Annotated in this window: 27 protein-coding genes; 14 read left to right on the top strand and 13 right to left on the bottom strand. The window is 65.2% G+C overall.

What is annotated here, in order from left to right:
- Window positions 1–19 precede the first annotated feature (19 nt).
- Window positions 20–841, top strand: a complete 822-nt coding sequence (locus tag NK214_RS08275) for a DUF3025 domain-containing protein (protein ID WP_370445220.1) — start codon at window positions 20–22, stop codon at window positions 839–841.
- Here NK214_RS08275 and NK214_RS08270 read toward each other — a convergent pair.
- Window positions 793–1,995 carry a YihY family inner membrane protein gene (locus NK214_RS08270; RefSeq protein WP_253314207.1) on the bottom strand — a complete coding sequence of 401 codons (1,203 nt, stop codon included), beginning with the start codon at window positions 1,993–1,995 and terminating at the stop codon, window positions 793–795. The two genes, NK214_RS08275 and NK214_RS08270, sit on opposite strands and share 49 nt — an antisense overlap.
- Before the next feature lie 130 nt (window positions 1,996–2,125).
- Here NK214_RS08270 and wrbA point away from each other — a divergent pair, with 130 nt between their 5' ends.
- The gene (gene wrbA / locus NK214_RS08265; RefSeq protein WP_253314206.1) at window positions 2,126–2,725 is read left to right on the top strand and encodes an NAD(P)H:quinone oxidoreductase; all 600 of its coding nucleotides are present in this window, start codon (window positions 2,126–2,128) and stop codon (window positions 2,723–2,725) included.
- Here wrbA and NK214_RS08260 read toward each other — a convergent pair.
- Window positions 2,722–3,501 carry a helix-turn-helix domain-containing protein gene (locus tag NK214_RS08260; RefSeq protein WP_253314205.1) on the bottom strand — a complete coding sequence of 260 codons (780 nt, stop codon included), beginning with the start codon at window positions 3,499–3,501 and terminating at the stop codon, window positions 2,722–2,724. The two genes, wrbA and NK214_RS08260, sit on opposite strands and share 4 nt — an antisense overlap.
- A 100-nt stretch (window positions 3,502–3,601) precedes the next feature.
- On the opposite strand from NK214_RS08260, the gene NK214_RS08255 reads away from it, so the two are divergent.
- The 7 genes from NK214_RS08255 to NK214_RS08225 all read left to right on the top strand — a co-directional run bounded on the left by NK214_RS08255 (window position 3,602) and on the right by NK214_RS08225 (window position 11,253).
- A complete protein-coding gene (locus NK214_RS08255; protein WP_305883548.1) occupies window positions 3,602–4,798 on the top strand; it encodes an MFS transporter in 1,197 nt (398 codons plus the stop codon).
- 114 nt (window positions 4,799–4,912) lie between these two features.
- On the top strand, window positions 4,913–6,769 hold the full coding sequence (gene asnB, locus NK214_RS08250; RefSeq protein WP_253314203.1) for an asparagine synthase (glutamine-hydrolyzing): 1,857 nt from the start codon (window positions 4,913–4,915) through the stop codon (window positions 6,767–6,769).
- A gap of 336 nt (window positions 6,770–7,105) precedes the next feature.
- Window positions 7,106–7,648, top strand: a complete 543-nt coding sequence (locus tag NK214_RS08245; protein ID WP_019100457.1) for an iron transporter — start codon at window positions 7,106–7,108, stop codon at window positions 7,646–7,648.
- An 83-nt stretch (window positions 7,649–7,731) separates the two neighbouring features.
- Window positions 7,732–8,109 (top strand): cupredoxin domain-containing protein, encoded by a 378-nt coding sequence (locus tag NK214_RS08240; protein ID WP_371926198.1) that lies wholly within the window; start codon window positions 7,732–7,734, stop codon window positions 8,107–8,109.
- Window positions 8,110–8,154: 45 nt separating this feature from the next.
- Window positions 8,155–8,979: an FTR1 family protein gene (locus NK214_RS08235; protein WP_107800743.1), complete on the top strand. Its 825-nt coding sequence runs from the start codon at window positions 8,155–8,157 to the stop codon at window positions 8,977–8,979.
- Entirely contained in the window at window positions 8,976–10,418 is a 1,443-nt protein-coding gene (locus tag NK214_RS08230) for a 4Fe-4S binding protein (protein ID WP_253314202.1), read from the top strand. Before NK214_RS08235 ends, NK214_RS08230 begins: the two co-directional genes overlap by 4 nt.
- A 73-nt stretch (window positions 10,419–10,491) precedes the next feature.
- Window positions 10,492–11,253, top strand: a complete 762-nt coding sequence (locus NK214_RS08225) for an ABC transporter substrate-binding protein (protein WP_253314201.1) — start codon at window positions 10,492–10,494, stop codon at window positions 11,251–11,253.
- On the opposite strand, the gene ybaK is transcribed toward NK214_RS08225, so the two are convergent.
- Window positions 11,237–11,719, bottom strand: a complete 483-nt coding sequence (gene ybaK / locus NK214_RS08220) for a Cys-tRNA(Pro) deacylase (protein WP_107801986.1) — start codon at window positions 11,717–11,719, stop codon at window positions 11,237–11,239. The two genes, NK214_RS08225 and ybaK, sit on opposite strands and share 17 nt — an antisense overlap.
- Between ybaK and NK214_RS08215 the strand changes: the two genes are divergently transcribed.
- The gene (locus NK214_RS08215) at window positions 11,718–12,125 is read left to right on the top strand and encodes an antibiotic biosynthesis monooxygenase (RefSeq protein WP_253314228.1); all 408 of its coding nucleotides are present in this window, start codon (window positions 11,718–11,720) and stop codon (window positions 12,123–12,125) included. The genes ybaK and NK214_RS08215 overlap by 2 nt on opposite strands.
- On the opposite strand, the gene NK214_RS08210 is transcribed toward NK214_RS08215, so the two are convergent.
- From NK214_RS08210 to NK214_RS08195, 4 genes are all read right to left on the bottom strand, one after another.
- Window positions 12,094–12,732, bottom strand: coding sequence for a sulfite oxidase heme-binding subunit YedZ (locus NK214_RS08210; RefSeq protein ID WP_253314200.1), 639 nt, complete (start codon window positions 12,730–12,732; stop codon window positions 12,094–12,096). The two genes, NK214_RS08215 and NK214_RS08210, sit on opposite strands and share 32 nt — an antisense overlap.
- Before the next feature lie 10 nt (window positions 12,733–12,742).
- Window positions 12,743–13,660, bottom strand: coding sequence for a protein-methionine-sulfoxide reductase catalytic subunit MsrP (msrP, locus tag NK214_RS08205; protein WP_253314199.1), 918 nt, complete (start codon window positions 13,658–13,660; stop codon window positions 12,743–12,745).
- Window positions 13,661–13,733: 73 nt separating this feature from the next.
- On the bottom strand, window positions 13,734–14,669 hold the full coding sequence (locus tag NK214_RS08200) for a TIGR01212 family radical SAM protein (RefSeq protein WP_253314198.1): 936 nt from the start codon (window positions 14,667–14,669) through the stop codon (window positions 13,734–13,736).
- A gap of 90 nt (window positions 14,670–14,759) precedes the next feature.
- The gene (locus NK214_RS08195; RefSeq protein ID WP_227105299.1) at window positions 14,760–15,026 is read right to left on the bottom strand and encodes a hypothetical protein; all 267 of its coding nucleotides are present in this window, start codon (window positions 15,024–15,026) and stop codon (window positions 14,760–14,762) included.
- Between the two features lie 146 nt (window positions 15,027–15,172).
- Between NK214_RS08195 and NK214_RS08190 the strand changes: the two genes are divergently transcribed.
- From NK214_RS08190 to NK214_RS08175, 4 genes are read left to right on the top strand one after another with little or no spacing between them, the layout of a single operon-like run.
- The gene (locus NK214_RS08190) at window positions 15,173–16,315 is read left to right on the top strand and encodes a homoserine O-acetyltransferase (protein ID WP_253314197.1); all 1,143 of its coding nucleotides are present in this window, start codon (window positions 15,173–15,175) and stop codon (window positions 16,313–16,315) included.
- The gene (gene metW / locus NK214_RS08185; RefSeq protein WP_253314196.1) at window positions 16,312–16,917 is read left to right on the top strand and encodes a methionine biosynthesis protein MetW; all 606 of its coding nucleotides are present in this window, start codon (window positions 16,312–16,314) and stop codon (window positions 16,915–16,917) included. Before NK214_RS08190 ends, metW begins: the two co-directional genes overlap by 4 nt.
- 52 nt (window positions 16,918–16,969) lie before the next feature.
- The gene (locus NK214_RS08180; protein ID WP_235086164.1) at window positions 16,970–18,238 is read left to right on the top strand and encodes an AmpG family muropeptide MFS transporter; all 1,269 of its coding nucleotides are present in this window, start codon (window positions 16,970–16,972) and stop codon (window positions 18,236–18,238) included.
- Window positions 18,235–18,585: an MliC family protein gene (locus NK214_RS08175; RefSeq protein WP_253314195.1), complete on the top strand. Its 351-nt coding sequence runs from the start codon at window positions 18,235–18,237 to the stop codon at window positions 18,583–18,585. Before NK214_RS08180 ends, NK214_RS08175 begins: the two co-directional genes overlap by 4 nt.
- On the opposite strand, the gene NK214_RS08170 is transcribed toward NK214_RS08175, so the two are convergent.
- From NK214_RS08170 to polA, 6 genes are all read right to left on the bottom strand, one after another.
- The gene (locus NK214_RS08170; RefSeq protein WP_253314194.1) at window positions 18,582–19,007 is read right to left on the bottom strand and encodes a type IV pilin protein; all 426 of its coding nucleotides are present in this window, start codon (window positions 19,005–19,007) and stop codon (window positions 18,582–18,584) included. The two genes, NK214_RS08175 and NK214_RS08170, sit on opposite strands and share 4 nt — an antisense overlap.
- Window positions 19,004–19,687 carry a hypothetical protein gene (locus NK214_RS08165; RefSeq protein WP_253314193.1) on the bottom strand — a complete coding sequence of 228 codons (684 nt, stop codon included), beginning with the start codon at window positions 19,685–19,687 and terminating at the stop codon, window positions 19,004–19,006. The genes NK214_RS08170 and NK214_RS08165 overlap by 4 nt, the downstream gene beginning before the upstream one ends.
- Window positions 19,684–20,538 (bottom strand): prepilin-type N-terminal cleavage/methylation domain-containing protein, encoded by an 855-nt coding sequence (locus NK214_RS08160; RefSeq protein ID WP_253314192.1) that lies wholly within the window; start codon window positions 20,536–20,538, stop codon window positions 19,684–19,686. Before NK214_RS08160 ends, NK214_RS08165 begins: the two co-directional genes overlap by 4 nt.
- A 2-nt stretch (window positions 20,539–20,540) precedes the next feature.
- Window positions 20,541–20,984: a hypothetical protein gene (locus NK214_RS08155; RefSeq protein WP_253314191.1), complete on the bottom strand. Its 444-nt coding sequence runs from the start codon at window positions 20,982–20,984 to the stop codon at window positions 20,541–20,543.
- A complete protein-coding gene (locus NK214_RS08150) occupies window positions 20,968–21,504 on the bottom strand; it encodes a GspH/FimT family pseudopilin (RefSeq protein ID WP_253314190.1) in 537 nt (178 codons plus the stop codon). The genes NK214_RS08155 and NK214_RS08150 overlap by 17 nt, the downstream gene beginning before the upstream one ends.
- Window positions 21,505–21,687: 183 nt before the next feature.
- Window positions 21,688–24,456 carry a DNA polymerase I gene (gene polA / locus NK214_RS08145; RefSeq protein WP_253314189.1) on the bottom strand — a complete coding sequence of 923 codons (2,769 nt, stop codon included), beginning with the start codon at window positions 24,454–24,456 and terminating at the stop codon, window positions 21,688–21,690.
- Between the last annotated feature and the right edge of the window lie 3 nt (window positions 24,457–24,459).

Below are 24,459 nucleotides of genomic sequence, written 5' to 3'. Positions count from 1 at the left end.
CTTGAATCTCTCTCCCAAGATGTCCACCGTGAGCGCCTGGCAAACCGATTACCTCTCCCATCCGCTGTATCTGCCCGTCCGCGACGCCGCCGCGCTGATCGCCCCCGCTTCCTGGCCGGAGCAGGCGGATTACGACCAGTTGCTGCGGCGCTATCGCCGGCAGCACCCGGACGCGCTGCCGCCCGAGCTGCGCTTCGCCTGCGATCTGGAGCCGGAAGCCTATTACGAGATGCATATCGGCCATACCGGCGAGATTCCCACGCGCACCGGCAATTGGCATGACTGGTTCAACGCGCTGGCCTGGCTGGCCTGGCCGCTGAGCAAGCTGGCGCTGAACCGCCGCCACCTGCGCGCCATCGCCCGCGGCGAAACCAAGCGCGGACCGCTGCGCGACGCCGCCACGCTATTGGACGAATGCGGCGTCGTCGTCGCCGTCTCCGATCCCGACTTCAGCCGGATGCTGGACGATATGGAGTGGCAGCGCCTGTTTCTGAAACACCGCCAGGACTGGGGCCGTCGCATCGGCGTCCACGCCATCGGCCACGCGCTGTTCGAAGTCGGCCTGCGGCCGCATATCGGCTGGTGCGGCAAGGCCTTGCCACTGCAGGTGCCGGCGGAATTCTTTGCTTGGGAAGAGGCGCGCCGTCTGGCGCACTTGGACGAGGCGCTGGCGCGCCGGCTAGACGACGACGCCTTCATGCCGGCGCCGCGCGCGCTGTGGCCGCTGCCGCTGCTGGGCATTCCCGGCTGGTGGCCGGACAACGAAAACCCGGCCTTTTACGATAATCGCGATTATTTCCGGCCGACGCGGCGGGCGAAGTCCTCCAGCGTCACCGACTGAAGCTCGGCCGTCATCGGCCCCAGCAGGCTTTCCACCCCGGCACCGACATCGTCGTCGCGGTAGTTGTCGCTGCGATAGACGAATAGTTCGAACAGCTCCACCATGCAGATGGCCGACAACTTCTTGCCCAGCACCCAGCCGTCGCGCTGGCTTTTCTGCACAAAGCCGCGGGAGCTCAACATGTCCAGCACCCAGCCCAGCTCGTCGTAGCCCACCTTCACCTGGCTGCGCAATTTCACCGGGCTCAACAATTCGCCGCGGTTCTGCGCCTCGTCCAGCAACAGCAGCACTTCCACCGCATCGAGAAAGCGCCGCCTGGGCTCGAAGCGCCGCCGCCAGGCGTCGCCTTCCCAATAGGACAGCGAGGCGGTGAACACCGCGCCGCTGAGCACCACCATCCACAAGCAATACACCCACAGCAGGAAGATGGGGATGCTGGCGAAAGCGCCGTAGACCAGCTGATAATTAGCCACCTGGCCAATGTAGAAGCCGAACAAGGCGCGGGTGGCCTCCAGCAGGACCGCGGTCAGCAAGGCGCCGACGCTGGCGTGCTTGATCGGCACGAAGCGATTGGGCACGATGCGGTACAACAGCGACAGCACCAAAGCGGTCAGCAGGATGGAGCCGCCGGCCTCGACCACATTGGCCAGCACCGGCAGCGCGTGGTCGAACTTGCTGATCTTGAACAGGCTGCGCCAGGCCAGCAAGCTGCCGCCCAGCACCAGCGGCCCCAGGGTCAGCACCGTCCAGTACACCATGCTCTGCTGCAACAGCGGCCGCCCGCGGCGCACGCCCCAGATGGCGTTGAAAGTCCGGTCTATGGTGGACATCAGCATCAACGCGGTCACGCCCAGCATCACGATGCCGGCGGCGGTCAGCTTTTCCGCATTATCGGCGAACTGACGCATGTAGACGGTGATCACCTTGCCGGCGAACTCCGGCACCAGCGTAGACAGCAGCATGATCTTGAAACGGGTGCTCAGATCGGAGAACACCGGAAACGCGGAAATCACCGTCAAAGCGATGGTGAACAAGGGCACCAGCGCCAGCAGCGTGGTGAAGGTCAGGCTGCCGGACACTTGCGCGACGCGATGGCTGCCCATGCGCCGGGCCAGAAAGCGGGCGAAGCCCAGATACGGTTCAATTCGACTCATTTGCATCCCGGCAAAATAATGGCAAAGCGCGGATCAGGCAAGCCGCGAAGACTTGCTTTATCATGCACCGGCTCGCGCAACGGCGCGCGCCTTATCGTTTTTTTGACCTCAGACGGAAGATCCCAAACCCATGCAAGACCTCCTGGTGCTCTATTACAGCCAGCACGGCGCCACCCGCGAACTGGCCCGCCTGATCGCCCGCGGCATAGAGAGCGTGCCCGGCTGCCAGGCCCGGCTGCGCACCGTGCCCAAGGTGTCCGCGGTCTGCGAGGCCACCGAGGCCGCCGTCCCCGAGTCCGGCGCGCCCTATGTCGAAGCCGCGGACCTCGCCGAGTGCATCGGTCTGGCGCTGGGCAGCCCCACCCGCTTCGGCAATATGGCGGCGGCGGTGAAATATTTCCTGGACGGCACCAGCCCGGAATGGATGCAGGGCGCGCTGGCCGGCAAGCCCGCCTGCGTGTTCACCAGCAGCGCCTCGCTGCACGGCGGCCAGGAATCCACGCTGCTGACCATGATGGTGCCCTTGCTGCACCACGGCATGGTGATGGTGGGTCTGCCCTATACCGAAACCGCGCTGACCCAGACCCGCACCGGCGGCACCCCCTACGGCGTCAGCCATGTCGCCGGCGTGCGCAATGAGCAGCCGATCAGCGACGATGAAAAACAACTGGCGCTGGCCCAGGGCCGCCGGCTGGCGGAGATGGCGCTGAAGCTGGCCGCTCCGATTTAAATCTCCGGCGCATCGAAGAAAGCGCTGGGCGACGCGCCCAGCTCGCGCTTGAACATTGTCGCGAAGGCGCTGGGACTGGCGTAGCCCAGGTCCAGCGCCACCTCCAGCACGCTGGCGCCGCGCGCCAGACGTTCCAAGGCCGCGATCAGCCGAGCCTGCCGCCGCCACTGTCCGAAGCTGAGCCCGGTCTCGCGCTGAAAACGGCGCTGCAAAGTGCGCGGGTCCATCGCCGCCTGCGCCGCCCACTCGGCGACGCCGCGCGCGTCGCCGGGCTGACCGAGCAGTTGCCGGCACAGCTGGTCCAGCGCCGGCGACGCCGGCTGCGGCAGGGACAAAGCCAGGCTGGGCAGGCTGCGGATCTCATCCAGAATTAAGCCCATCACCCGCTCCGCGCGGCTATCCGGCGGATAAGGCACGGCAATGCCGGTCGCCGCCTGGATCAGCTCGCGCAACAAGGGCGACACCGCCAGCACGCAGCACGTCTCAGGCAAGCCGTTCAAGGCGTCGCCGCGCACGTACACCGTGCGCATCCGCACCCGGCTCAGCATGTTCACCTGATGCCAGGTGGCGATGGGCAGCCAGATGCCGCGCGTCGGCGGCACGATCCAGCGCCCCTGATCGGTGGTGACCATCATCACGCCCTCCACCGCATACAACAGTTGGGCGGTGGGATGGGCGTGCCGCGGCGATACGCCGCCGGCCGCGTAATCGCGCGCCTTGCCCACCACCGGCGCCGCGCCGCCGTCGTAGTCACGCAAATGATCAAAATCCGTCATAACGCCTCTTTTGCAAAGATGCCTGCCCTATTTTCGCAGGACGGGCGTTGCTTTGCTCGCTAGTATGACTTCACCCACTAGCTGAATGATTCTCAAGCCCATGACTACCGCCGCCGCCTCCGCGCCAGATCAAGACAGCACCCGTTTCCGCGTGCTGGGCGCCATCAGTTTCTCCCATTTTCTCAACGACATGCTGCAATCGCTGCTGCTGGCGATCTACCCGCTGCTCAAGGGCAATTACCAGCTCAGCTTCGCCGAGATCGGCCTGATGACCTTGACCTATCAGTGCACCGCCTCGCTGCTGCAGCCGCTGGTCGGGCTCTATACCGACAAGAAGCCGATGCCGTATTCGCTGGTGCTGGGCATGGGCGCCACCCTGTGCGGCCTGCTGCTGCTGTCCAGCGCCGGCAGCTTCCCGCTATTGCTGCTGGCCGCGGCGCTGGTGGGCACCGGCTCCTCGGTGTTCCATCCGGAATCGTCGCGGGTGGCGCGCATGGCCTCCGGCGGCCGTCCCGGTCTGGCGCAATCCATCTTTCAGGTGGGCGGCAACGCCGGCAGCGCCAGCGGGCCGCTGCTGGCGGCCTTGATCGTCATCCCCCTGGGCCAGGGCAGCATCGCCTGGTTCGGTCTCGCCGCCTTGCTGGCGATGGCGGTCTTGTTCAAGATCGGCCAGTGGTACAGCCATCAGCAGCGCAAGGCCAAAGCCGCCGCCGCCGTTACGCCGCCGCCGCTGTCGCCGGCGCGCGTGAAGCTGACGCTGTTCGCCTTGCTGGTGCTGCTGTTCTCCAAATACTTCTACACCGCCAGCATCACCAGCTACTTCACCTTCTATCTGATTCAGCATTTCGGCCTGGGCGTGCAAGCCGCGCAGCTGCATTTATTCCTGTTCCTGCTCGCGGTCGCGCTGGGCACCATCTTCGGCGGGCCGATAGGCGACGCCATCGGCCGCAAGCGGGTGATCTGGTTCTCCATCCTCGGCATCGCGCCGCTGACCCTGATACTGCCCTACGTCAATCTGTTCTGGACCAGCGTGCTGTCGCTGGGCATAGGCTTTGTGCTGGCCTCCGCCTTTCCCGCCATCATCATTTACGCGCAGGAACTGTTGCCGGGCCGGGTGGGCATGGTGTCCGGCATGTTCTACGGCTTCGCCTTCGGCATCGGCGGCATAGGGGCCGCGGTGCTGGGCCAGCTGGCCGACAGCCACGGCATCGAATTCGTCTATCGCTTGTGCGCCTTCTTGCCGCTGCTGGGCCTGGTGGCCGCCCTGTTGCCGGATCTGCGCGGCGACAAGGTTTGACACTGGCGCCGCCCTGCCCGGATACTTCCGCCATTCAATTTTTCCAACGCGCCTGCGGCGCCGTCCGAGCGCTCGGCGGCTTGCCGGGCGCGTTGCCCATTCGGACAGAAAATCATGTGTGGAATCGCCGGCTTCTTCTCTCAACGCCCCGCCGCCGCGGCCACCGCCCAGGCCATGTTGACGGAGCTGGGCCGGCGCGGACCCGACGCCGCCAATCAATTATTGCTGAACGCGGACTGGCAGCCTGCGGCGGACGGCGACATCCACAACGCGCTGCTGCACGCGCGGCTGTCCATCATCGACCCGCGGCCCATCGCCAATCAGCCCATGGCCAGCGACGACGGCCAGGTCTGGATCTGCTACAACGGCGAAGTCTACGACTGGGCCGCCGACAAGGCCGAACTGGAAGCCGGCGGCGCGCGCTTCGCCACCCACTCCGATACCGAATTCATCCTGCGCGGCTACCAGGCCTGGGGCATTGAGGCCCTGCTGCAACGGCTGCGCGGCATGTTCGCCTTCGCCATCCTGGATCTGAAGCAGCGCAAGGTGCACCTGGCGCGCGATCGCATGGGCGAGAAGCCGCTGGTCTATTCGCTGCTGGACGGCGATTTCGCCTTCGGCTCGCTGGTGCGCTCGGTGCTGCCCTTCTTGCCGCCGCAGCGGCGAGGCTTCTCCGCCGACGCCATCGACGCCTATCTGGCTCACCGCTACATTCCGTCGCCCGCCACCCTGTTCAGCCATATCCAGCGTCTGGAGAACGGCCACCGGCTGGAGTTCGATCTGGATACCCGTTCCTTGCGCAAGCTGCGCTACTGGCAGCCGGCCAAGGACGGTGGCGACTGGCTGCAGGAACTGGACCGCGCGGTGGCGATGCGCACCGTCGCCGACCGCCCGCTGGGCGTGCTCTTGTCCGGCGGCATAGACTCCACCGTGATCGCCAGCCGGCTGGCCACGCAGCAACTGACGCAATTCAGCAGCTTCACCGCCGCCTTCCCCGGCTCCAAGCTGGACGAGGCCGCCGACGCCGCCGATTCCGCGCGCAGAATGGGCCTCGCCAACCTGGCGGTGCAGATGCCGGACAATCTGGCGGCGGATTTCGAACGCATCGTCGCCGACCTCGACCAACCCTTCGCCGATCCGTCCAGCTTCCCCACCTGGTATCTGTCGCGCGAAGTCAGCCGCCACGTCAAAGTGGTGCTGGTGGGCGACGGCGGCGATGAACTGCTCGCCGGCTACAAGCGGATCAACAAGCATTTGCGCACCCGCTGGCGCAGCCTGATCAAGCTGCCGCTGGCGATCAAACCGTCGCTGGACGGCAAGGGCGCCGGCAAGCTCGCCACCGAGCTGGCGATGAGCTGGCAGGACGCCTATTCGCTGCGCTTCTCCGGTTTCACCCCCGGCCAGCGCCTGTTCCTGCAAGGCCAGCGGCCGCTGTCGCGGCTCTGCCACTGGCGCGCGCCGGACGACATCGGCCCGCCGCCGGCCAATGCGCCGGCCGGCCTGCACCATTTGCTGGCGATAGACTTCGCCAACTATCTGCCGGACTACATCCTGCAAAAGTCCGACCTGTGCACCATGGCCCATGGCCTGGAAGGCCGCGCCCCGCTGGTGGATCACCGCTTCTACCAGGCTTTGCTGGCGGTGGACGGCAAGCAGCGCTTCACCCAGCCGGCCAAGCTGATCTTCCGCCGCGCCATCCACCCGGCGCTGCCGGCGGACTTCTTCCAGCGCAAGAAGCGCGGCTTCAATCCGCCGCTGTCCGGCTGGCTGAAAACCAGCCTGGCCCCGCGCATGGACGGCCTGGGCGAGCGCCTGGCCCGCTTGAGCGGCGGCCAGCTGAACGCCGCCGCGGTGGACGCCTTCGCCGCCGCCTACCGCGACGGCGCGGAGCACCTGGCCGAGCAGATGCTGCAATTGCTGATCCTGGACGAAAGCCTGGCGCAGCTCAGCCGGCTGGCGGCGCAGGACTGAGAGTCGCCCGGAATCCAAACCGGCGGAGGAAACCGAATGCTCATGGAGTTGACGACGCTTTCAAAGCCGCCTCGTCAACACGCGCCAACACTACGGACGGGCGCTGAGCGACGCCGCGACGCATGCCATACCTATGGCCAGCGCCGCCCGGCGTCGCATCTGCTACATTCGACAACACATTTTCGTTTGAAAACGATAATGATTAGCATTAGTATTTTTAGGCAAGCCAAGCAAACAAAAATAAAGCGCTTACCCGCCAGGCTGGCGCCTTCAAGCGCCAAGCGGCCCGCTCGGGCCAAGCAGTGCCCTACTCAATTGAAACCAAAAGGAAACACTATGCGTCGCTTTGTTCAACTGGCTATCGCCACCGCAGCACTGACCGCTTCCGCCGCCGCCATGGCCAAGGAATACCCGATCGGCAAGCCGGCCCTGAAAAACGGCATGGAGATCGGCGCGGTCTACCTGCAGCCGACCAAGATGGAACCGGAAGGCATGATGCGCAAGGCCGAGGAATCCGACATCCACCTGGAAGCCGACATCCACGCCACCAAGAACAATCCGAACGGCTTCGAAGAAGGCGCATGGATGCCCTATCTGGTGGTCAAGTACGAGTTGAGCAAAGTCGGCGGCAAGGAAGTGCTCAAGGGCGATCTGATGCCGATGGTGGCCAACGACGGCCCGCACTACGGCGACAACATCAAGCTGCAAGGCCCGGGTAAATACAAGCTGAAATACACCATCCTGCCGCCGTCGGCCAATCAGCACGCCCACTTCGGCCGTCACATCGACAAGGAAACCGGCGTGGGCCCGTGGTTCAAGCCTTTCGAACTGAACTATGAGTTCACTTATGCCGGCATCGGCAAAAAAGGCGGCTATTAATCCCGTTGTTCTTGTAAAAACAGGATTAATGCGAATGAGAATGTAAACGCCAGTCATTCTCATGCGTTAAAATAAGACAGCGCATGCCCTCGCCTGCGCTGTTTTTAATCCGGAGACCCTTTCCGATGAAGTTCGCGCGCATGCTCCTGGCCGCCCTCGCGGCCTGCCTAGTGTCAATGTCCGTCCTCGCCGACGAGATGCCGGTGTTCAAACTGGTGATGAAGGACGGCGTGTTCACGCCCGCCCGCCTGGTGGTGCCGGCCGGCAAGAAGTTCAAGGTTGAAGTGATCAACGCCGGCAAGACGCCGGCCGAATTCGAAAGCACGCCGCTGCGCAAGGAAAAAGTGCTGGGCCCCGGCGCGGAATCCTTTCTGGTGTTCCAGCCGCTGTCCCCCGGCGAGTACAAGTTTTTTGACGAATTTCACATGAAGACCGGCCAAGGCGTCATCGTCGCCAAGTAAACGCGGCCCGTCCGCCGTTTAAGGCCGTATTCAGGAGTGCACCTCATGGGACAAGTCCTATTCATTGTTTGGCGTGAAAGCGTCGAAGCCTTGCTGGTCGTCGGCATCCTGAATGCCTGGATGAACCAGAACCCGGCCGGCGCCGCCGGCAAACGTTATCTGTGGGCCGGCGTGGCGCTGGGCCTGTTCGCCGCCGTCGGCCTGGCCGTGGCCCTGTTCGCCGCCAGCAGCCTGATGGCCGGCGCGCAAGACGTGTTCCAGACGGTGATGGTGTTCACCGCCGCCGCGCTGATCGTACATATGGTGCTGTGGATGCGCGAGCATGGCCGCACGCTGAAGAAAGAACTGGAGGCCGGCCTCCGCGAGAACGCCAGCAGCGCCAACTGGTGGGGCGTCACCTTGCTGGCCGCCATCGCCATCGCCCGAGAAGGCAGCGAAACCGTGGTCTTCCTCTACGGCATGCTGGCCGAGGCCGACGGCTCCACGCTGGCCAGCATGAGCTTCGCCGCCTTGATCGGCCTGGGCCTGGCCTTCCTGACCTTCTATCTCTTGCAGCTGGGCGGCAAATACCTGTCCTGGCGCTTGTTCTTCCGCATCACCGAAATCATGCTGCTGCTGCTCGGCGCCTCGCTCTTCCTCAGCGGCGTGGAAAAGCTGATCTCGATGGACATTCTGCCGGCGCTGATCGATCCGCTGTGGGACAGCTCCGCGCTGCTTGACGATATGAGCCCCGCCGGCGGCGTCGTCGCCTCGCTCACCGGCTATCGCGCCCACCCCGCCCTGATGAGCCTGATCGCCTACGCGCTGTTCTGGGCGACAATCTGGGCGCTGTTCCAGTGGCGCAACCGCAAGCAGACGCTGGCCGTATGAAATCCGCCCGCCCGCCCCTTCCCCATTCCGCCGACGCTTGCGCCGGCGCTTCCTGTAGTCAGCCGACGGCCCCCGGTTTCATGGCCGCCGTCGGCTTGTGGCTGCGCGATCACGCCGGCCTGCTGCGCGCGCTGCAATGGGGGGTGGTGCTGGTCTACGCCGCGCTGCTGATCGTGCCGGCCTGCCTGGACCTGCCCGGAGACACCGCCCGGATCTGGAACAATCTGACCATCTTCGCCCAATTCGTGTTCTGGGGCATCTGGTGGCCCTTCGTGCTCTTGTCCATGGTGCTCTTCGGCCGGCTGTGGTGCGGCGTGTTGTGCCCGGAAGGCGCGCTGTCCGAATGGGCGGCCAAGAAAGGCCTGGGGCGGCCCATCCCGCGCTGGATGCGCTGGGGCGGCTGGCCCTTCGTCGCCTTCGCGCTGACTACCATCTACGGCCAACTGGTCAGCGTTTACCAATACCCCAAGGCCGCGCTGCTGGTGCTGGGCGGCTCCACCGTGGCCGCGGTGATCGTCGGCTTCATCTACACCCGCGGCAAACGCGCCTGGTGTCGCCACCTGTGCCCGGTCAACGGCGTGTTCGGCCTGCTGTCCAAGCTGGCGCCGATGTACTACCGGGTGGACGAAGCCGCCTGGAAAGCCTCGCAGCAAGGCAAAACCATCCCGATACAGACGGTGGATTGCGCGCCGCTGCAACCGCTGCGCCATATGCAAGGCGGCAGCGGCTGCCATATGTGCGGCCGTTGCAGCGGCCATCGCGACGCCATCGAACTGAGCCTGCGCTCGCCCACTGAAGAAGTGGTCAAAGTCGCCGCCAAGGAGGCCGACGGCTGGCAAACCGCGCTGATCGTCTACGGCCTTCTGGGCGTGGCGATGGGCGCCTTCCACTGGACCATGAGCCCCTGGTTCGTGGCCATGAAGCAGGCGGCGGCGGAATGGCTGGTGGACCGCGACATCCTGTGGCCGCTGGACACCGAGGCGCCGTGGTGGCTGCTGACCCACTACCCGCAGCATAACGACGTGTTCTCCTGGCTGGACGGCGCGGCGCTGATCAGCTATGTGCTGATCACCGCGCTGGCGCTGGGCAGCGGCCTGCTGCTGTGCCTGGCGGCCGGCGTGCGCATCGCCGGCCCCTGGCGGCTGCAACGCCTGCACCACCTGGCTCAGAGCCTGATCCCGCTGGCCGGCTGCGGCGTGTTCCTGGGTCTGTCCGCGCTGACGGTGACGCTGTTGAAAGCCGAAGGGGTGCCGATGTTCTGGGCCAACGACGCGCGGCTGGCCTTGCTGGCCGGCGCCAATCTGTGGTCGCTGTGGCTGGGACGCGCCATCCTCGCGCGTTGGAGTGCCGGCTGGCGTCAGGCGCTGGCCTTGCTTCCCTTGCTGGCGGCGCTGGCCCTGGTGGACGCCGCCTGGGGCTTCATGTTCTGGTGGTGGTAGCCGTCCCGCTGGCGACGGGGTGGGCGCTGTGCGATAACAAAGCATGCTCCCACCCTGATCCTGGAGTCGCGCCATGTGGCGTTCGCTGCTGCTTGCCCTCTATTGCCTGGCCGCGACTGCGCGCGCCGAAACGCCGGCGATAGACTTCGCCACCGGCGAGTGGCCGCCCTATGTGTCGCGCAGCTTCACCGCCGACGGCGTGTTCGCCGACATGGTGCGGCAAATCTGCCGACGCGCCGGCTATACCGCGCGTTTTCACTATATGAGCTGGCCCCGCGCGGAAGCCGAAGTCAAAGCGGGCCGCGCCGCGGCGGCCTTTCCCTACCGGCCGACGCCGGAACGCGCGCTCAGTTTCGATTTTTCCCCGCCGCTGATCCACAGCAGCAGCTACTTCTTCTACTACAAGCCCCGGCTCGCCAATCCCCCCTACGACTTTCACAGCCTGGCCGACTTGCGCGCCTACCGCATCGGCGTGCAGCTGGGCTATTGGTACCAGCCGTTGTTCAAGCAATACCGCCTGAACACGCTGAACACCAACGACGAGGAAAACGCGATCAGGCTGCTGCGCGCCGGCCACCTGGACCTGGCGCCGCTGACGCTGGAACGCGGCCTGTTCCTGATCCGCACCCAGGCCGCCGGTCAGGAGCGCGACTTCGCCTACATTCCCACGCCGCTGGACAAGGCCACCTCGCTGTCGCTGATGTACTCGCGCACTTATCCGAACATCGTCAAACTACGGCGCGCAATCGATCAGACCCTGCAAGCGATGCAGGCCGACGGCAGCCTGCAAGCCATATACCAGCGCAACTTTCCCGAACTCAAGCCGCGGCGCTGACCAGAACCGGCTGCAGCACCCGCTGCGCGTCCTTGGGCGACATCCCGATCAGAAAACCGCGCTTGCCGCCGTTGATGTAGATGCGCTCCAGTTCGACGATACTGGCCTCCATATACACCGGCATCGGATGGCGGGCGCCGAAAGGACTGGTGCCGCCCACCTGGTAGCCGCTGTGCTTGTCCGCGGTCTTGGGATCGCAGGGATGGACCTTTTTGACGCCGATCTGCTTGGCCAGCATGCCGGTGCCCACTTCGCGGTCCCCGTGCATCAGCACGATCAAGGGCCGCTTGTTCTCGTCCTCCATGATCAAGGTTTTGATCACGCAGTGCTCGTCCACGCCCAACTCCCGCGCCGACACCGTGGTGCCGCCCTTTTCCTCGTACTTATACAGATGCTCGCTATAAGCGACCTGATGCTCGCGCAATACCCGGATCGCCTGAGTGACCGGGGCTTTCTCCTTGGACATGATCTTCACAGTCAAAAAACAAAACGTCACTGTAGAAGTTTGCGCGCCGCCAGGCAAACCCGGACACTGGCCGTACCCATTCCACACAAGGAACGATACCGTGATATTGGAAGCCGCCTTGCTGCACATCAAACCTGGCCTCGGCCCGGAATTCGAAGTCGCTTTTACCCAAGCCTCTAAGCTTATCGCAGCCGCGCCAGGCTATCTGGGCCATGAGTTGCAGCGATGCCTGGAACAAGAGGACAAATACCTACTACTAGTTCGCTGGACTAGCGTGGAAGCCCATCAGCAGGGCTTCCGCCAATCCGCCGGCTATCTTGAATGGAAACAACGACTGCACCACTTCTATCAGCCTTTTCCTGTAGTCGAGCACTTCAGCCAGGCCTATCCGCCACCGCGCGCCTAAAGCGCCACCACAGCCGCAGCCCCAGCAGCACAGCCAACACCGCCGCGTAGATCAAGGGCTGGCTCAGGTCCTTCTTCACCAACCACCAGTAATGGATGACCGCCAGCAAGGCCGTCGGATAGACCAGCCGATGCAAGCGGCCCCAGTTGCGCTTGAGCCGGCGCATCCAAGCTTGGGTTGAGGTCAGCGCCAACGGCGTCATCAGCAAGAGCGCGGCGAAACCGACGGTGATGAAGGGCCGCTTGTAGATGTCCCTGACGATGCCGGCCCAATCGAAAAACTGGTCCAGCCACAAATAGGTCAGGAAATGCAGGCTCAGGTAGAAAAAGGCGAACAAGCCCAGCATGCGCCGGCACTTGAGCGGCCAGCCGCCAGCCCCCAAACGCCGCAAGGGCGTCATCGCCAGCGTCGCCAGCAGCCACACCAAGGTCCAGGTGCCGGTGGAACGAGTGATGAACTCCACCGGGTTCACCGCCTCGCCGGACAGCACAATCCAGGCGGCGCGCGCCAGCGGCAACAGACAGACCGCGAACAGCAGGCATTTGAACCAGACCAACGCGCGATCGGCCGGCCGGGCGGAAGCGGATTTAAGGCGCAATGTCGTCATCCTCGCCCCGTCAATAGTTCTTGCGCAGATCCAGGCCGCGGTACAAACCCGCCACCTGCTCGGCGTAGCCGTTGAACATCAGCGTCTTGCGCTTGAAGAACTCGCCGATGCGGCGCTCGCTGGCCTGGCTCCAGCGCGGGTGATCCACCTCCGGGTTCACATTGGAATAGAAACCGTACTCGCGCGCATTGGCCCTATTCCAACTGGTGGCCGGCATGGTTTCCTGCAAATGGATGCGCACGATGGACTTGATGCTCTTGAAACCGTATTTCCACGGCACCACCAGGCGGATGGGCGCGCCGTTCTGATTGGGCAGCACATCGTTGTACAGGCCGACGGCCAGAATGGTCAGCGGATGCATCGCTTCGTCCATGCGCAGGCCCTCGCGGTAGGGCCAGTCCAGCACCCGGCCGCGCTGGCCGGGCATTTCCGCCGGCCGCTGCAGGGTTTCGAAGGCCACATACTTGGCGCGCGAGGTCGGGTTCATCTGCTTGAGCAGGCTGGCCAAGGGAAAACCCACCCATGGAATCACCATGCTCCAGCCCTCGACGCAACGCAGCCGGTAGATGCGCTCCTCCAGCGGCATCTTCAGCAATTGCTCGATGCCGAAGCTGCGCGGCTTGGCCACCTCGCCGTCCACCAGCACGTTCCAGGGACGGGTTTTCAGGCTGCCGGCATTCGCCGCCGGGTCCGACTTGTCGGTGCCGAACTCGTAGAAATTGTTATAGCCGGCAATCTCTTTCAGGCTATTGGCCTTGTCGTTGCCGGCCAGCGTCGACAAGGGGCTTTTCTTGGCGGCCAGCGCCGCCAGCGTCTCGGCGGACAGCAGCAGGCCGGCGCTGCCCAGCATGAAGTGGCGGCGGTTCAGGTACACGCCTTCCGGCGTGATGTCCGACGAGGGAATATCGGCGGGTTTCTTGATCAGCATGGCGGTGTCTCCAGTCTTTACCCCCATGAGTCGGGAGCGGCTCCTGAATCTGACAATCGACCACGCCGATAATTTACGCAAGCGGCTCCGCATCCGCCCGCCAGGCCTGACCCAAGGCGCTGCCCTGGCCGCCGTCGCGCGCCAGGCGCCGGCCTATGGCCTGCAAGGCGGTCCAGCGCGGCCCGCACCAGTCCGGCGCGATCAAGGTGGGCGCTTGCGCGGTGGCCGACACCCGATGGTAGACCACCTGCGGCGGCGTGCGGCGGATCAGGCTGGCCGCCAACTCGGCGTAGTCGTCCAGGCTCCACGGCGTCACTTCGCCGCGCCGGTATTGCGCCGCCATCCGCGAGCCGCGCACCACCATCAGCGGATGCAGCTTCAGCCCTTCCACGCCGATATCCAATACCGTGTCCAGCGAGGCGTGGACGGCGGCGGCGTCCTCGCCGGGCAGTCCGGCGATCAGATGGGTGCAGATCTTGAGCCCGTGCCGGCGCGCGCGTCGCACCGCGTCGCGATATTCGGCCAGGCCGTGGCCGCGCCGGATCAAGGCCTGGGTCTGGTCATGCGCGGTCTGCAAGCCCAGTTCCAGCCACACCTCGCCGCCTTGGTCCTGATATTCCGCCAGCAGGGCCAGCGCGGCGTCCGGCACGCAATCCGGCCGGGTGCCGACGCACAGGCCCACCACATCGGCGCCTGCCAGCGCCTCGTCGTACAGCCGGCGCAGCAGCTCGGCTTCGGCATAAGTGCTGGTATAAGCCTGGAAATAGGCGAGGTAGCGCCGCGCGCGGTCGGTCTTCTCCTTCTCCCGCGCCAACTGCTCGCTGATAGACAAGGCGGCCGGGTCGCGGCCGAAACTGCGCACATTGCAAAAGGTGCAGCCGCCGCGCCCCAGCGTGCCGTCGCGGTTGGGACAGGTGAAATCGCCGGCGAGCGACAATTTATGCACCGGCTCGCCGAAGCGGCGTTTCAGATAATAGCCAAAGGTATGCAGATGCCGGGTCAGATCCATCGCCAAACAAAGCCCAAAGCCGGGCAGTCTAGCAAGCAGGCCGCCCGGAAGCGCTGAGCGGGATCAAGGATGGACGCGGCGGCACCGCTCTTAAAGACGATGCCAGCCCAATAGATACAGCAGCGAAAACAGCCCGGCGCTGAGCAGCAGCGCCAACGCCAAGGTGCTGAACAGCTCGTGCAGGCTCTGCCGCTGGCGCCGGTTGAGCAGCCAGCGCGCCAGCATCAGCAAAACGCCGCACAATACGAAAAACTTGAAGAGACGACCGAACATGGCGGGCCAGCGGAAGAAAGTCGCCCGATTATCCGGCGCGCCGCCCCGGCTGGCAAGACGGCTGTCGCCGGCGGCGAAAGACATGCTAAAGTCCTGGCTGTAGCCTACAGGAGGCTCCGCGACAGAGAATGGCCGGCATAGACCGGCCGCCGGCGGAGCGACAGCATGCGCGCAGCCGGCTCCGGCTCGCCGCGCATGCCGAAAATAGCAAAAGAGGCACTCAAGTCACCATGTCCGAGCTCCACGACTCCGTCGGCATCGTCACGGCCCAAACCGCTGTGTTCGATACCCCCTTGCCGCTGAACAGCGGCGCCGTCCTGCCCGGCTATCAGCTGCGCTTCGAAACCTACGGCGAACTCAACGCCGCCAAAAGCAACGCCATCCTGATCTGTCACGCTTTGTCCGGCCATCATCACGTGGCCGGCCGGCACCAGGCGGACGACAAGGCCGCCGGCTGGTGGGACAATATGGTGGGCCCCGGCAAGCCCATAGACACCCGCCGCTTCTTCGTGGTGGGCGTCAACAATCTGGGCGGCTGCCACGGCAGCACCGGCCCGTCCAGCGTCAATCCGGCCACCGGCCGGCCCTGGGGTTCCGGCTTTCCCGTCGTCACCGTGTCAGACTGGGTCACCAGCCAGGCGCGGCTGGCGGACCGGCTGGGCGTGGAACGCTGGGCGGCGGTGATAGGCGGCAGCCTGGGCGGCATGCAGGCCATGCAGTGGAGCATCGACTACCCGGAGCGCATCGCCCACGCGTTGCTGATCGCCTCCGCGCCCAAATTGTCGGCGCAGAACATCGCCTTCAACGATGTGGCGCGCCAGGCCATCCTCACCGATCCCGAATTCCACGGCGGCGATTTCTACGCCCACGACGCGCTGCCGCGGCGCGGCCTGCGGCTCGCGCGCATGCTCGGCCACATCACCTATCTGTCCGACGACGGCATGGGCGAGAAATTCGGCCGCATGCTGCGCTCCGGCGAGTACCGCTTCGGCTACGACGTGGAGTTCGAGATCGAATCCTATCTGCGCTATCAGGGCGACAAGTTCTCCGATGCCTTCGACGCCAACACCTATCTGCTGATGACCAAGGCGCTGGACTACTTCGATCCGGCCAAGGACTTCGGCGGCGATCTCGTCGCCGCGCTGAAAAAGGCCAGCGCCCGCTTTCTGGTGGCCAGCTTCACCAGCGACTGGCGCTTCTCCCCGGAGCGCTCGCGCGAAACCGTCAAGGCGCTGGTGGCCGCCAACCGGCCTGTGTCCTACGCCGAGATCGAATCCGTCCACGGCCACGACGCCTTCTTGATGACTGACGAGCCCTATGTCCAATTGATGCGCGCCTACCTCGACCGCGTGGCGCGGGAGGTGCAAGCATGAACGCTCCGCAAACCACGGCGCCATTGCGCGCCGACCTGCGCCTGATCGCCGACTGGATCGCGCCCGACAGCCGCGTGCTGGATCTGGGCTGCGGCGACGGCGCGCTGCTGTCCTGGCTGGGCCGCAACAAACAGGTGGTCGGCTACGGCGTGGACCTGGATGTCGGCAATGTCGTCAAATGCGTAAACGCCGGCGTCAACGCGCTGCAAGGCGATCTGGAAACCGGCCTGGCCGAATTCGACAGCGACGCCTTCGACCACGTGGTGCTGTCGCAAACCATACAGGCGATGCGCGAGACCGAGCAGATCCTGAACGAGATGCTGCGCGTCGGCCGCGAAGCCATCGTCACGTTTCCCAACTTCGGCTACTGGGAAAACCGCTGGCAGATCCTGCAAGGCCACATGCCGGTCTCCGACACCATTCCCTACCAGTGGTACGATACGCCCAACATTCACTGGTGCATGCTCGGCGACTTCGAAGCGCTGTGCACCAAGAATCGGCTGCGCGTGGTGGAACGCGTGGTGATGAACGGGGTCAAACGGGTGACTTTCATGCCCAATCTGCGCGGCAGCCTGGCCTTCTACCGGGTGGCGCGCCAATAACAACAAGCGGCGGGCTCGTCTCGCCGCGCGATCCGTAGAAACTGGCCTGCCCATGAGCAACACAACCATAGACTGGCGGCGCGACGTCTTTTCGCGCACGATGCTGATCTGCGTCTTCACCGGTTTCGCCTCCGGTCTTCCGCTGTACACCCTGATCAATCTGCTTCCCGCCTGGCTGCGCAGCGAAGGCGTCGACCTCAAGGCCATCGGTCTGTTCGCGCTGATCGGCCTGCCCTATACCTGGAAATTCCTGTGGTCCCCCTTGATGGACCGCTACGTGCCTCCGCTGCTGGGCCGCCGTCGCGGCTGGATGCTGCTGACCCAGCTGGCGCTGATCGTCACCATGGCCGGCTTCGGCCTGTTCAACCCGGCCCAGCACATCTGGAGCATCGCCGCGCTGGCGGTGGGCGTGGCCTTCTTCTCCGCCAGCCAGGACATCGTGCTCGACGCCTATCGCCGCGAGATCCTCAGCGACAACGAACTGGGCCTCGGCAATACCGTGCACATCAACGCCTACCGCTTGGCCGGCCTGGTTCCAGGTTCGCTGTCGCTGATCCTGGCCGATCACATCTCCTGGGATCAGGTCTTCCTGATCACCGCGCTGTTCATGATCCCCGGCCTGCTGATGACGCTGCGAGTCAGCGAGCCCAAGCTCGCCGGCCAAGCGCCCAAGACCCTGCGCGAAGCCGTGGTCGAACCCTTCCATGAATTCATCACCCGCCAGGGCTGGCAGGGCGCGGCCTGGATTCTGGGCTTCATCTTCCTGTACAAGCTGGGCGACAGCATGGCCACCTCGCTGGCCACCCCCTTCTACATGGACATGGGTTACGCCAAATCCCAGATCGGCCTGGTGGCCAAGCACGCGGCGCTGTGGCCGGCGGTGATAGGCGGCCTGCTCGGCGGCCTGTGGATGATCAAGCTGGGCATCAACCGGGCGCTGTGGGCCTTCGGCGTGGTGCAGGTGCTGTCCATCCTGGGCTTCGCCTGGCTGGCCAGCTACGGCCGCTTCGCCTCCATCGGCGCGCATGAACTGAGCATGCTGGCCGTGGTCATCGGCTTCGAGGCGCTGGGCGTGGGTCTTGGCACCGCGGCCTTCGTCGCCTTCATCGCCAAGAGCACCCACCCGGCCTACACCGCCACCCAGTTCGCCTTGTTCACCAGTCTGGCGGCGGTGCCGCGCACCCTGGCCAACGCCTCCACCGGCTACATCATCGACGCCATAGGCTGGACCAGTTTTTTCCTGTTGTGCACCGCGCTGGCGCTGCCCGGCATGGTGTTGTTGCTGAAAGTCGCCCCATGGAGGGAAAAGGAGGGAGCATGAAGGCATGGAAACCAGCGTTGCTCTGCGCAACGCTGCTGAGCGCGTCCTGCGCCGCGTCGGCCTCCGCCGACACGGCCATGCAAACCGTCAAATACCGCTGCAACGGCAGCAAAATGGTGGTGGTGGAGTATCCGCAGCAGCAAAGCGGCGCCGCCATCCAGCTGAACTGGAACCATCACCGCTACCGGCTGACGCCGGCCAAGGTCGCCCAAGGCGAGCGTTACGTCAGCCAACAACTGATCTGGTCGCTGCTGGACGAGCAAGCGCGCCTGACCACTCGCGGCGGCCGCGTGCTGGCGCAAGGCTGCCGCAAGATCCAGCTGCCGGCAACGGCCGACGGCGCTTAATCTCCCCAGGCCCGGCACGACTGCGGGCCGGACTCCTCCGGCCCGCATTGCGCCAGATTGCCGTCCTGATCCAGGCTCAGCTGCAAGCGGCCGGCTAAACGGTGGCCAGCCCTGGGCTTGGCCAGCAGACGGAAACTGGCTTGTCCGGCGCTGTCCGAGCCTAGGCTGACGCTGCCCAGCCGAATGTCGAAATCGCGGGTGGCGGATCGCGGCAGAGGCGGCCATGCTGTGGATCCCGAGCGGTTTTCGAGATGCCAGCGCTGGATGAAATGCAGATTCTCCAATAGCGCCGCGCGCGCCTCCGCCAACTGCCCGCGCAATATCTGCTGCTGATAGGCCGGCCAGGCCATCGCGGCCAGAATGGCCGCCACCGCCATCGCCATCAGCAATTCCAGCAAACTCATGCCCGCTTGCGTCCTCATTGCGCCTCCTCCGGCAAACGCCAATTCAAACGCCCTCCGCGGCCGGCCTGCGCGCCCGCCCCGGCCCAGAACCAACTCTGCACGGTCAGCATGTCGCGTTCGCTCTCTCCCCAGACCCTCACGCTGACTCGATACAAACGGCCGTCTACGCCGGCGATCCGGAACGCCGGATTGAGCAATTCCAGCACATAACGCGGCGAACTCCAGCGCTGCCCTGCGCGCGGCCGCGCCGGCAAGCAGGACGCCGGCGGACGGCCGGGCGTCGCCTCCAAGCCGCGGCTGGGGCCGCAAGGATGCAAGAGCGGCCATCTCGCCCCGTTGATCTGGACGCTGCGCCTCCATACATCGGGCTCGGTCGCGCACAAGCCGTATCCGACGCCGGCGACGGCGGACAGGCAATCCGGCATGAACCAGCCCAGGCCGCGGGCGTCTCCTTGCCAGGGAATGCCGGCTTCGCTCGTCAGAGCGTCCTCGAAACGGAGGTTCAAATCTAAGGTCCGCCGTTCCGCCGCCCGCAACGCCTGCAAGGCCGCCAGCCTCAATGCGCGCTCCTCCGCCAGATTGCGCGTGGCGCGCTGCTCCACCGCCACCGAGCGCGCGCTGCCCATGGCCAACACCGTCAGCAGACTGAGCAGCGGCAGAATCAGCCACAACACCGCTCCGCGCCGCCGGGCCCTCATCCGCCCGGCTCCAGCGCGCACGGCAGGGCCGGCGTCAGCGCCACCACCGTGGTCCAGCTCCGCCGGCGGCCGCCCGCTTGCAACTCAAGCGCCAGTTCCACCCGCGACAGCCGCTTCCAATCCTCCGCGGCCAATTGCTCCGGCCCCTCCCTCCAGGCCAGCGCCAATGGTCGACACCCGCTGCGAACGCCAAGGCGCTGCCTCAACGCCGCCACGCCCGTCGCCAGCAATTGCGGCGGCTCCGCCGCCCTGCCGGGCAGGCTTTCCTCCAACCACAGCGCGTCGCCATCGTCACCCTCGCGACGCAGAACGTAACGCTGCGAGGCGATGGCCAAGACCTCCAAGGAGGCGATGTCCACGCCGCTCAAGAGCCCGGCCCTCGCCGCCCCCGGCCAGGTCAGCACATGCGCGCCGGCCTCCCGTCGCCATTCCAGCCCCGGCTCGCCCCGCTTCAACAGCCTCAGGCTGGAACAACTGGCCAGCGCCGCCTCTTCCCAATCCGCCTCGCCTTGCCAACTCAGCGTGATCCGCGTCGCGTCCTCCGCCAGCAAGGCCGCCGCCGCGCCAACCCCGTAGCGAAAGCGCATGCCTTCCGGCGCCTCGAACCCTCGCCCCGGCGACTCCATTGCCTTCGCGCAAGCGAAACGTCCATGCTTGCGCCAGCTTTCCGCCAATTGCGCCAGCACGAACTGTCCATCCTGATGTTGACGCAAACCGTTCTCCAACACGCGCAAGCTGCCCTGCATCGTCAACGCCCCCTGCAAGGCCAGCGCCAACACCAGCAGCCCCATGCTCGTCGCCACCATCATTTCCACCAGGGAGAAGCCCTGGACGCGCGTGCGGGCCGCCACGGTCAAGGCTCGTCCAAGGCCAGCGCGTAACGGCGCTCAAAACGGCCGGAGCCATCTCCGGCCGGCAAGCCGGTCCAAGTCAGCCTCACATAGGCAACGGCGCCCTGCTGTTCGCAAAGCGCCGTCATCGCGTCCAGCGCGCCGTGGCATGAGCTCGCCTCAATCGCCCCTTCCAAGCCTTCCAGCCGCTGCCGCAAACGCGCCCAATCCGCCAGAGCTTGCGCCGACGCTTGCTCCGCCGCCGTCTCCGGCCACAGCAGCGCCGCCTCCCCCAGTTCGAGCGCCGCCGCGATCGCCTCCGCCCGCAGCAAGGCGTCGCGGCCATGCAGCAGAGCGCGCAATTGCACCGAGGACAGCGCCAGCATCGACACCATGACCAAGAACAAGGCCAGCATGGTTTCCAGCAAGGCGCCACCGCGCACGGCGGGCTCAGGCCGGGCAGTCATGATCCGCCCTGCCGACTTCCGCCCGGCCATGAGCGCTGACCGTCAGCGTCAAGCACACGCCGGCGCGCGGGCTTTCCAGCAACAGGCGCGCGCTCTGGCCGCGCGCCAGCCGCCCGTTCGGCATGAATTGCAGCTGATCCCGTTCCGCGCGCATCCTGACCTTGCCCACGGCGAACACCAGCAGATGTAAACGCTCCTGGCTGTCGTAGCCGGCCTGGGCGCCGCCCCCTTTATCCGCATACACCAACGCGCCGCGGTCCCACACCTGCCGCTGCTTGGCGCAGCCTTGCAATTGCAGATTGCGCTTCAGATTGGCCGCGCACACGTATACCGGCCGCTTGCTCCTCAGCGCCTCGCTGCGGGCGAAGTGCAATAGATTAGCCATTGCCTGGGCATGGCTGCGCAATTGCTGCGTCGACAATAAACGGCCCAGTCCCGGCGCGGCGATCGCCAGACAGAGCAGCATGATCGCCAGAACCGTCATGGCCTCAATCAGGGTGAAACCGGTCTGAGTTCGCATCGCAGGCTCCCCGTCTCATTGGGCACCTGGCTAATATATTAAGCAAAGCGAGGCGGACGGAACCGATCTTGTTCCCGCCGACGCCCGTCTGGCCAAGCATTTAGACCAGGACCAGGAAAACGACACAGGCATGAAAAAAGCCAGCCTGAGCGGCTGGCTTTCAGATGGCGACGCAAAGCTGGCTCAGTGCGCGCTTTCCCAGCTTTCCCCCGCGCCCACTTCCGCCAGCAAGGGCACCTTGAGCTTGGCCACGCCGGCCATAATCTCGGGCAAGCGGCGTTTGACCAACTCCAGCTCGGCGTCCGGCACTTCCAGCACCAGTTCGTCATGCACCTGCATGATCAGCTTGCTGCCCAGGCCCTCGCCCTGCAGCCAGTCCTGCGTCGCAATCATCGCCAGCTTGATCAGATCCGCCGCCGTGCCCTGCATCGGCGCGTTGATCGCCGCGCGCTCGGCGCCGGCGCGGCGCGCCGGATTGGACAACTTGATTTCCGGCAGATACAGGCGACGGCCGAACACGGTTTCGACATAGCCTTGCTCGCGCGCGGTCTCGCGCGTGGTCTGCATATACTCGGCCACGCCCGGGTAGCGCATGAAATAACGGTCGATGTATTGCTGGGCGGCGCTGCGCTCGATGTCCAGCTGCGCGGCCAGACCGAAGGCGCTCATGCCGTAGATCAGGCCGAAGTTGATCGCCTTGGCGGCGCGGCGCTGATCGGCGCTGACCTGGGACAGCTCGACGCCGAACACCTCGGCGGCGGTGGCGCGATGGATGTCCTCGCCGCTGGCGAAGGCCCGCAGCATGCCGGCGTCGTCGGACAGATGCGCCATGATGCGCAGCTCAATCTGCGAATAATCAGCGCTGACGATCACATGCCCCGGCGGCGCGATGAAGGCCTCGCGCACGCGACGCCCTTCCGAGGTGCGCACCGGAATGTTCTGCAGATTGGGATCCGAGCTGGCCAAGCGCCCGGTGATCGCCACCGCCTGCGCGTAATTAGTATGCACGCGGCCGGTGGCCGCGTTGATCAGCTGCGGCAATTTGTCGGTGTAGGTGGACTTGAGCTTGGCCAGGCCGCGGTACGCCAGAATGCATTTGGGCAGCGGGTGCTCCAGCGCCAGCGTCTCCAGCACCGATTCATCGGTGGAGTAGCCGCCGGACGGGGTCTTCTTCACGCCCTTGGTGGGAATGCCCAGCTTGCCGAACAGGATTTCCTGCAACTGCTTGGGCGAATTCAGATTGAAAGGCTGGCGGGCCAGATCGTAAGCCTGGTTTTCCAGCTTCAGCATTTCGGTGCCCAACTGATGGCTCTGCGTCGCCAGACGTTCGCGGTCTATCAGCACCCCATGGCGCTCCATCGCGAACAGCACCTCGGCCACCGGCAGCTCGATATCCCGGTAGACCTCGCGCAAGCGGCCGTTCAGCAGGCCGGAGAAATATTGATTCAAGCGCAGCGTGATGTCGGCGTCCTCCGCCGCGTAATTGGCGGCGGTGTCGATGTCCACCTCGCCGAAGCCGATCTGCTTGGCGCCCTTGCCGCAGATCTCCTCGTAGCTGACCGTGGATTCGCCCAGATGGCGGCGCGCCAGATCGTCCATATTGTGGCGTTCATGGCTTTCCACCACATAGGACGCCAACAGCGAGTCATCGACCACGCCGGCCAAGCGGATGCCGTGGTTGGCGAACACATGGCGGTCGTACTTCAGGTTCTGGCCGCACTTTTTCTTGCCGGCGTCTTCCAGCCAAGGCTTGAGTTTGGCCAGGCTACGCTCCAGGTCCAACTGCTCGGGCGCGCCGGCGTAATGATGGCCCAACGGCAGATAGGCGGCTTCGCCGGAGCGCACTGAGAAGCTGACGCCGATGATGCGCGCCTGCATCTGGTCCAGGCTGGTGGTTTCCGTGTCCAGCGACACCACGTCCGCCGCGGCCAGCTTGGCCAGCCAGGCGTCCAGCTGCGCGGCCTCCAGAATGGTTTCATAGCGCCGCTCCGCCGCCGTTTCCGGCAAGGCCGGGCTGTCCTGCGCGGCCTCGATGGCGAACAGATCGTCGCCCTGGGCTCCGGCCGCGGTCTGCGCCACCGCCGGCATCTCCTCGCCCTCGGTCACCTCGCGGTAAAAGGTGCGGAAGCCCAAACCCTGATACAGCTCGGCCAGACGCGGCTTGTCCTTAAGGCCGTGCTGCAAACTGTCCAGGCCATAGGGCATGTCCGCGTTCAGATCCACGTCGCACTTGATGGTGATCAGCTCGCGGCCCTTGGGCAGCCAATCCAGCGCCGCGCGCAGGTTCTCGCCCACCTTGCCGCCCACTTCCGCCGCCTGGGCGATGACGGCGTCCAGGCTGCCGTACTGCTCCAGCCACTTGACCGCGGTCTTGGGCCCGCACTTGTCCACGCCCGGCACATTGTCCACCTTGTCGCCGATCAGGGTCAGATAGTCGACGATCAATTCCGGCGGCACGCCGAACTTGTCCTTGACCCCGTCGCGGTCGAAGGTTTCATTGGTCATGGTGTTGACGATGGACACCTGTCCGTCCACCAACTGCGCCATATCCTTGTCGCCGGTGGAGATGACCACCCGCATGCCGGCGGCCGCGCCGGCGCGCGCCAGCGTGCCGATCACATCGTCAGCCTCCACGCCCGGCACCACCAGCATCGGCCAGCCCGAGGCTTGCACCACCTCATGGACCGCCGTAATCTGGGAGGCGAGTTCCTCCGGCATCGACGGGCGATTGGCCTTGTACTCGGGGTAAAGGTCGTCGCGAAATGTCTTGCCTTTGGCGTCGAAAACGCAGGCGCTATAATCGAACTGCACTTCCTTCTCCAGCCGCCTGAGCATGTTCACCATGCCATAGACAGCCCCCACCGGGCGGCCATCCGGAGAACGCAAATCGGGCATCGCGTGAAAGGCGCGGTACAAATAAGAAGAGCCGTCGATCAATAACAGTGTTTTCATAAA

The organism is Chromobacterium sp. S0633 (assembly GCF_024158805.1).
Lineage (GTDB): Bacteria > Pseudomonadota > Gammaproteobacteria > Burkholderiales > Chromobacteriaceae > Chromobacterium.
Note: the sequence above shows the minus strand (reverse complement) of the source record. Positions and strands in the feature narration are given on the sequence as shown.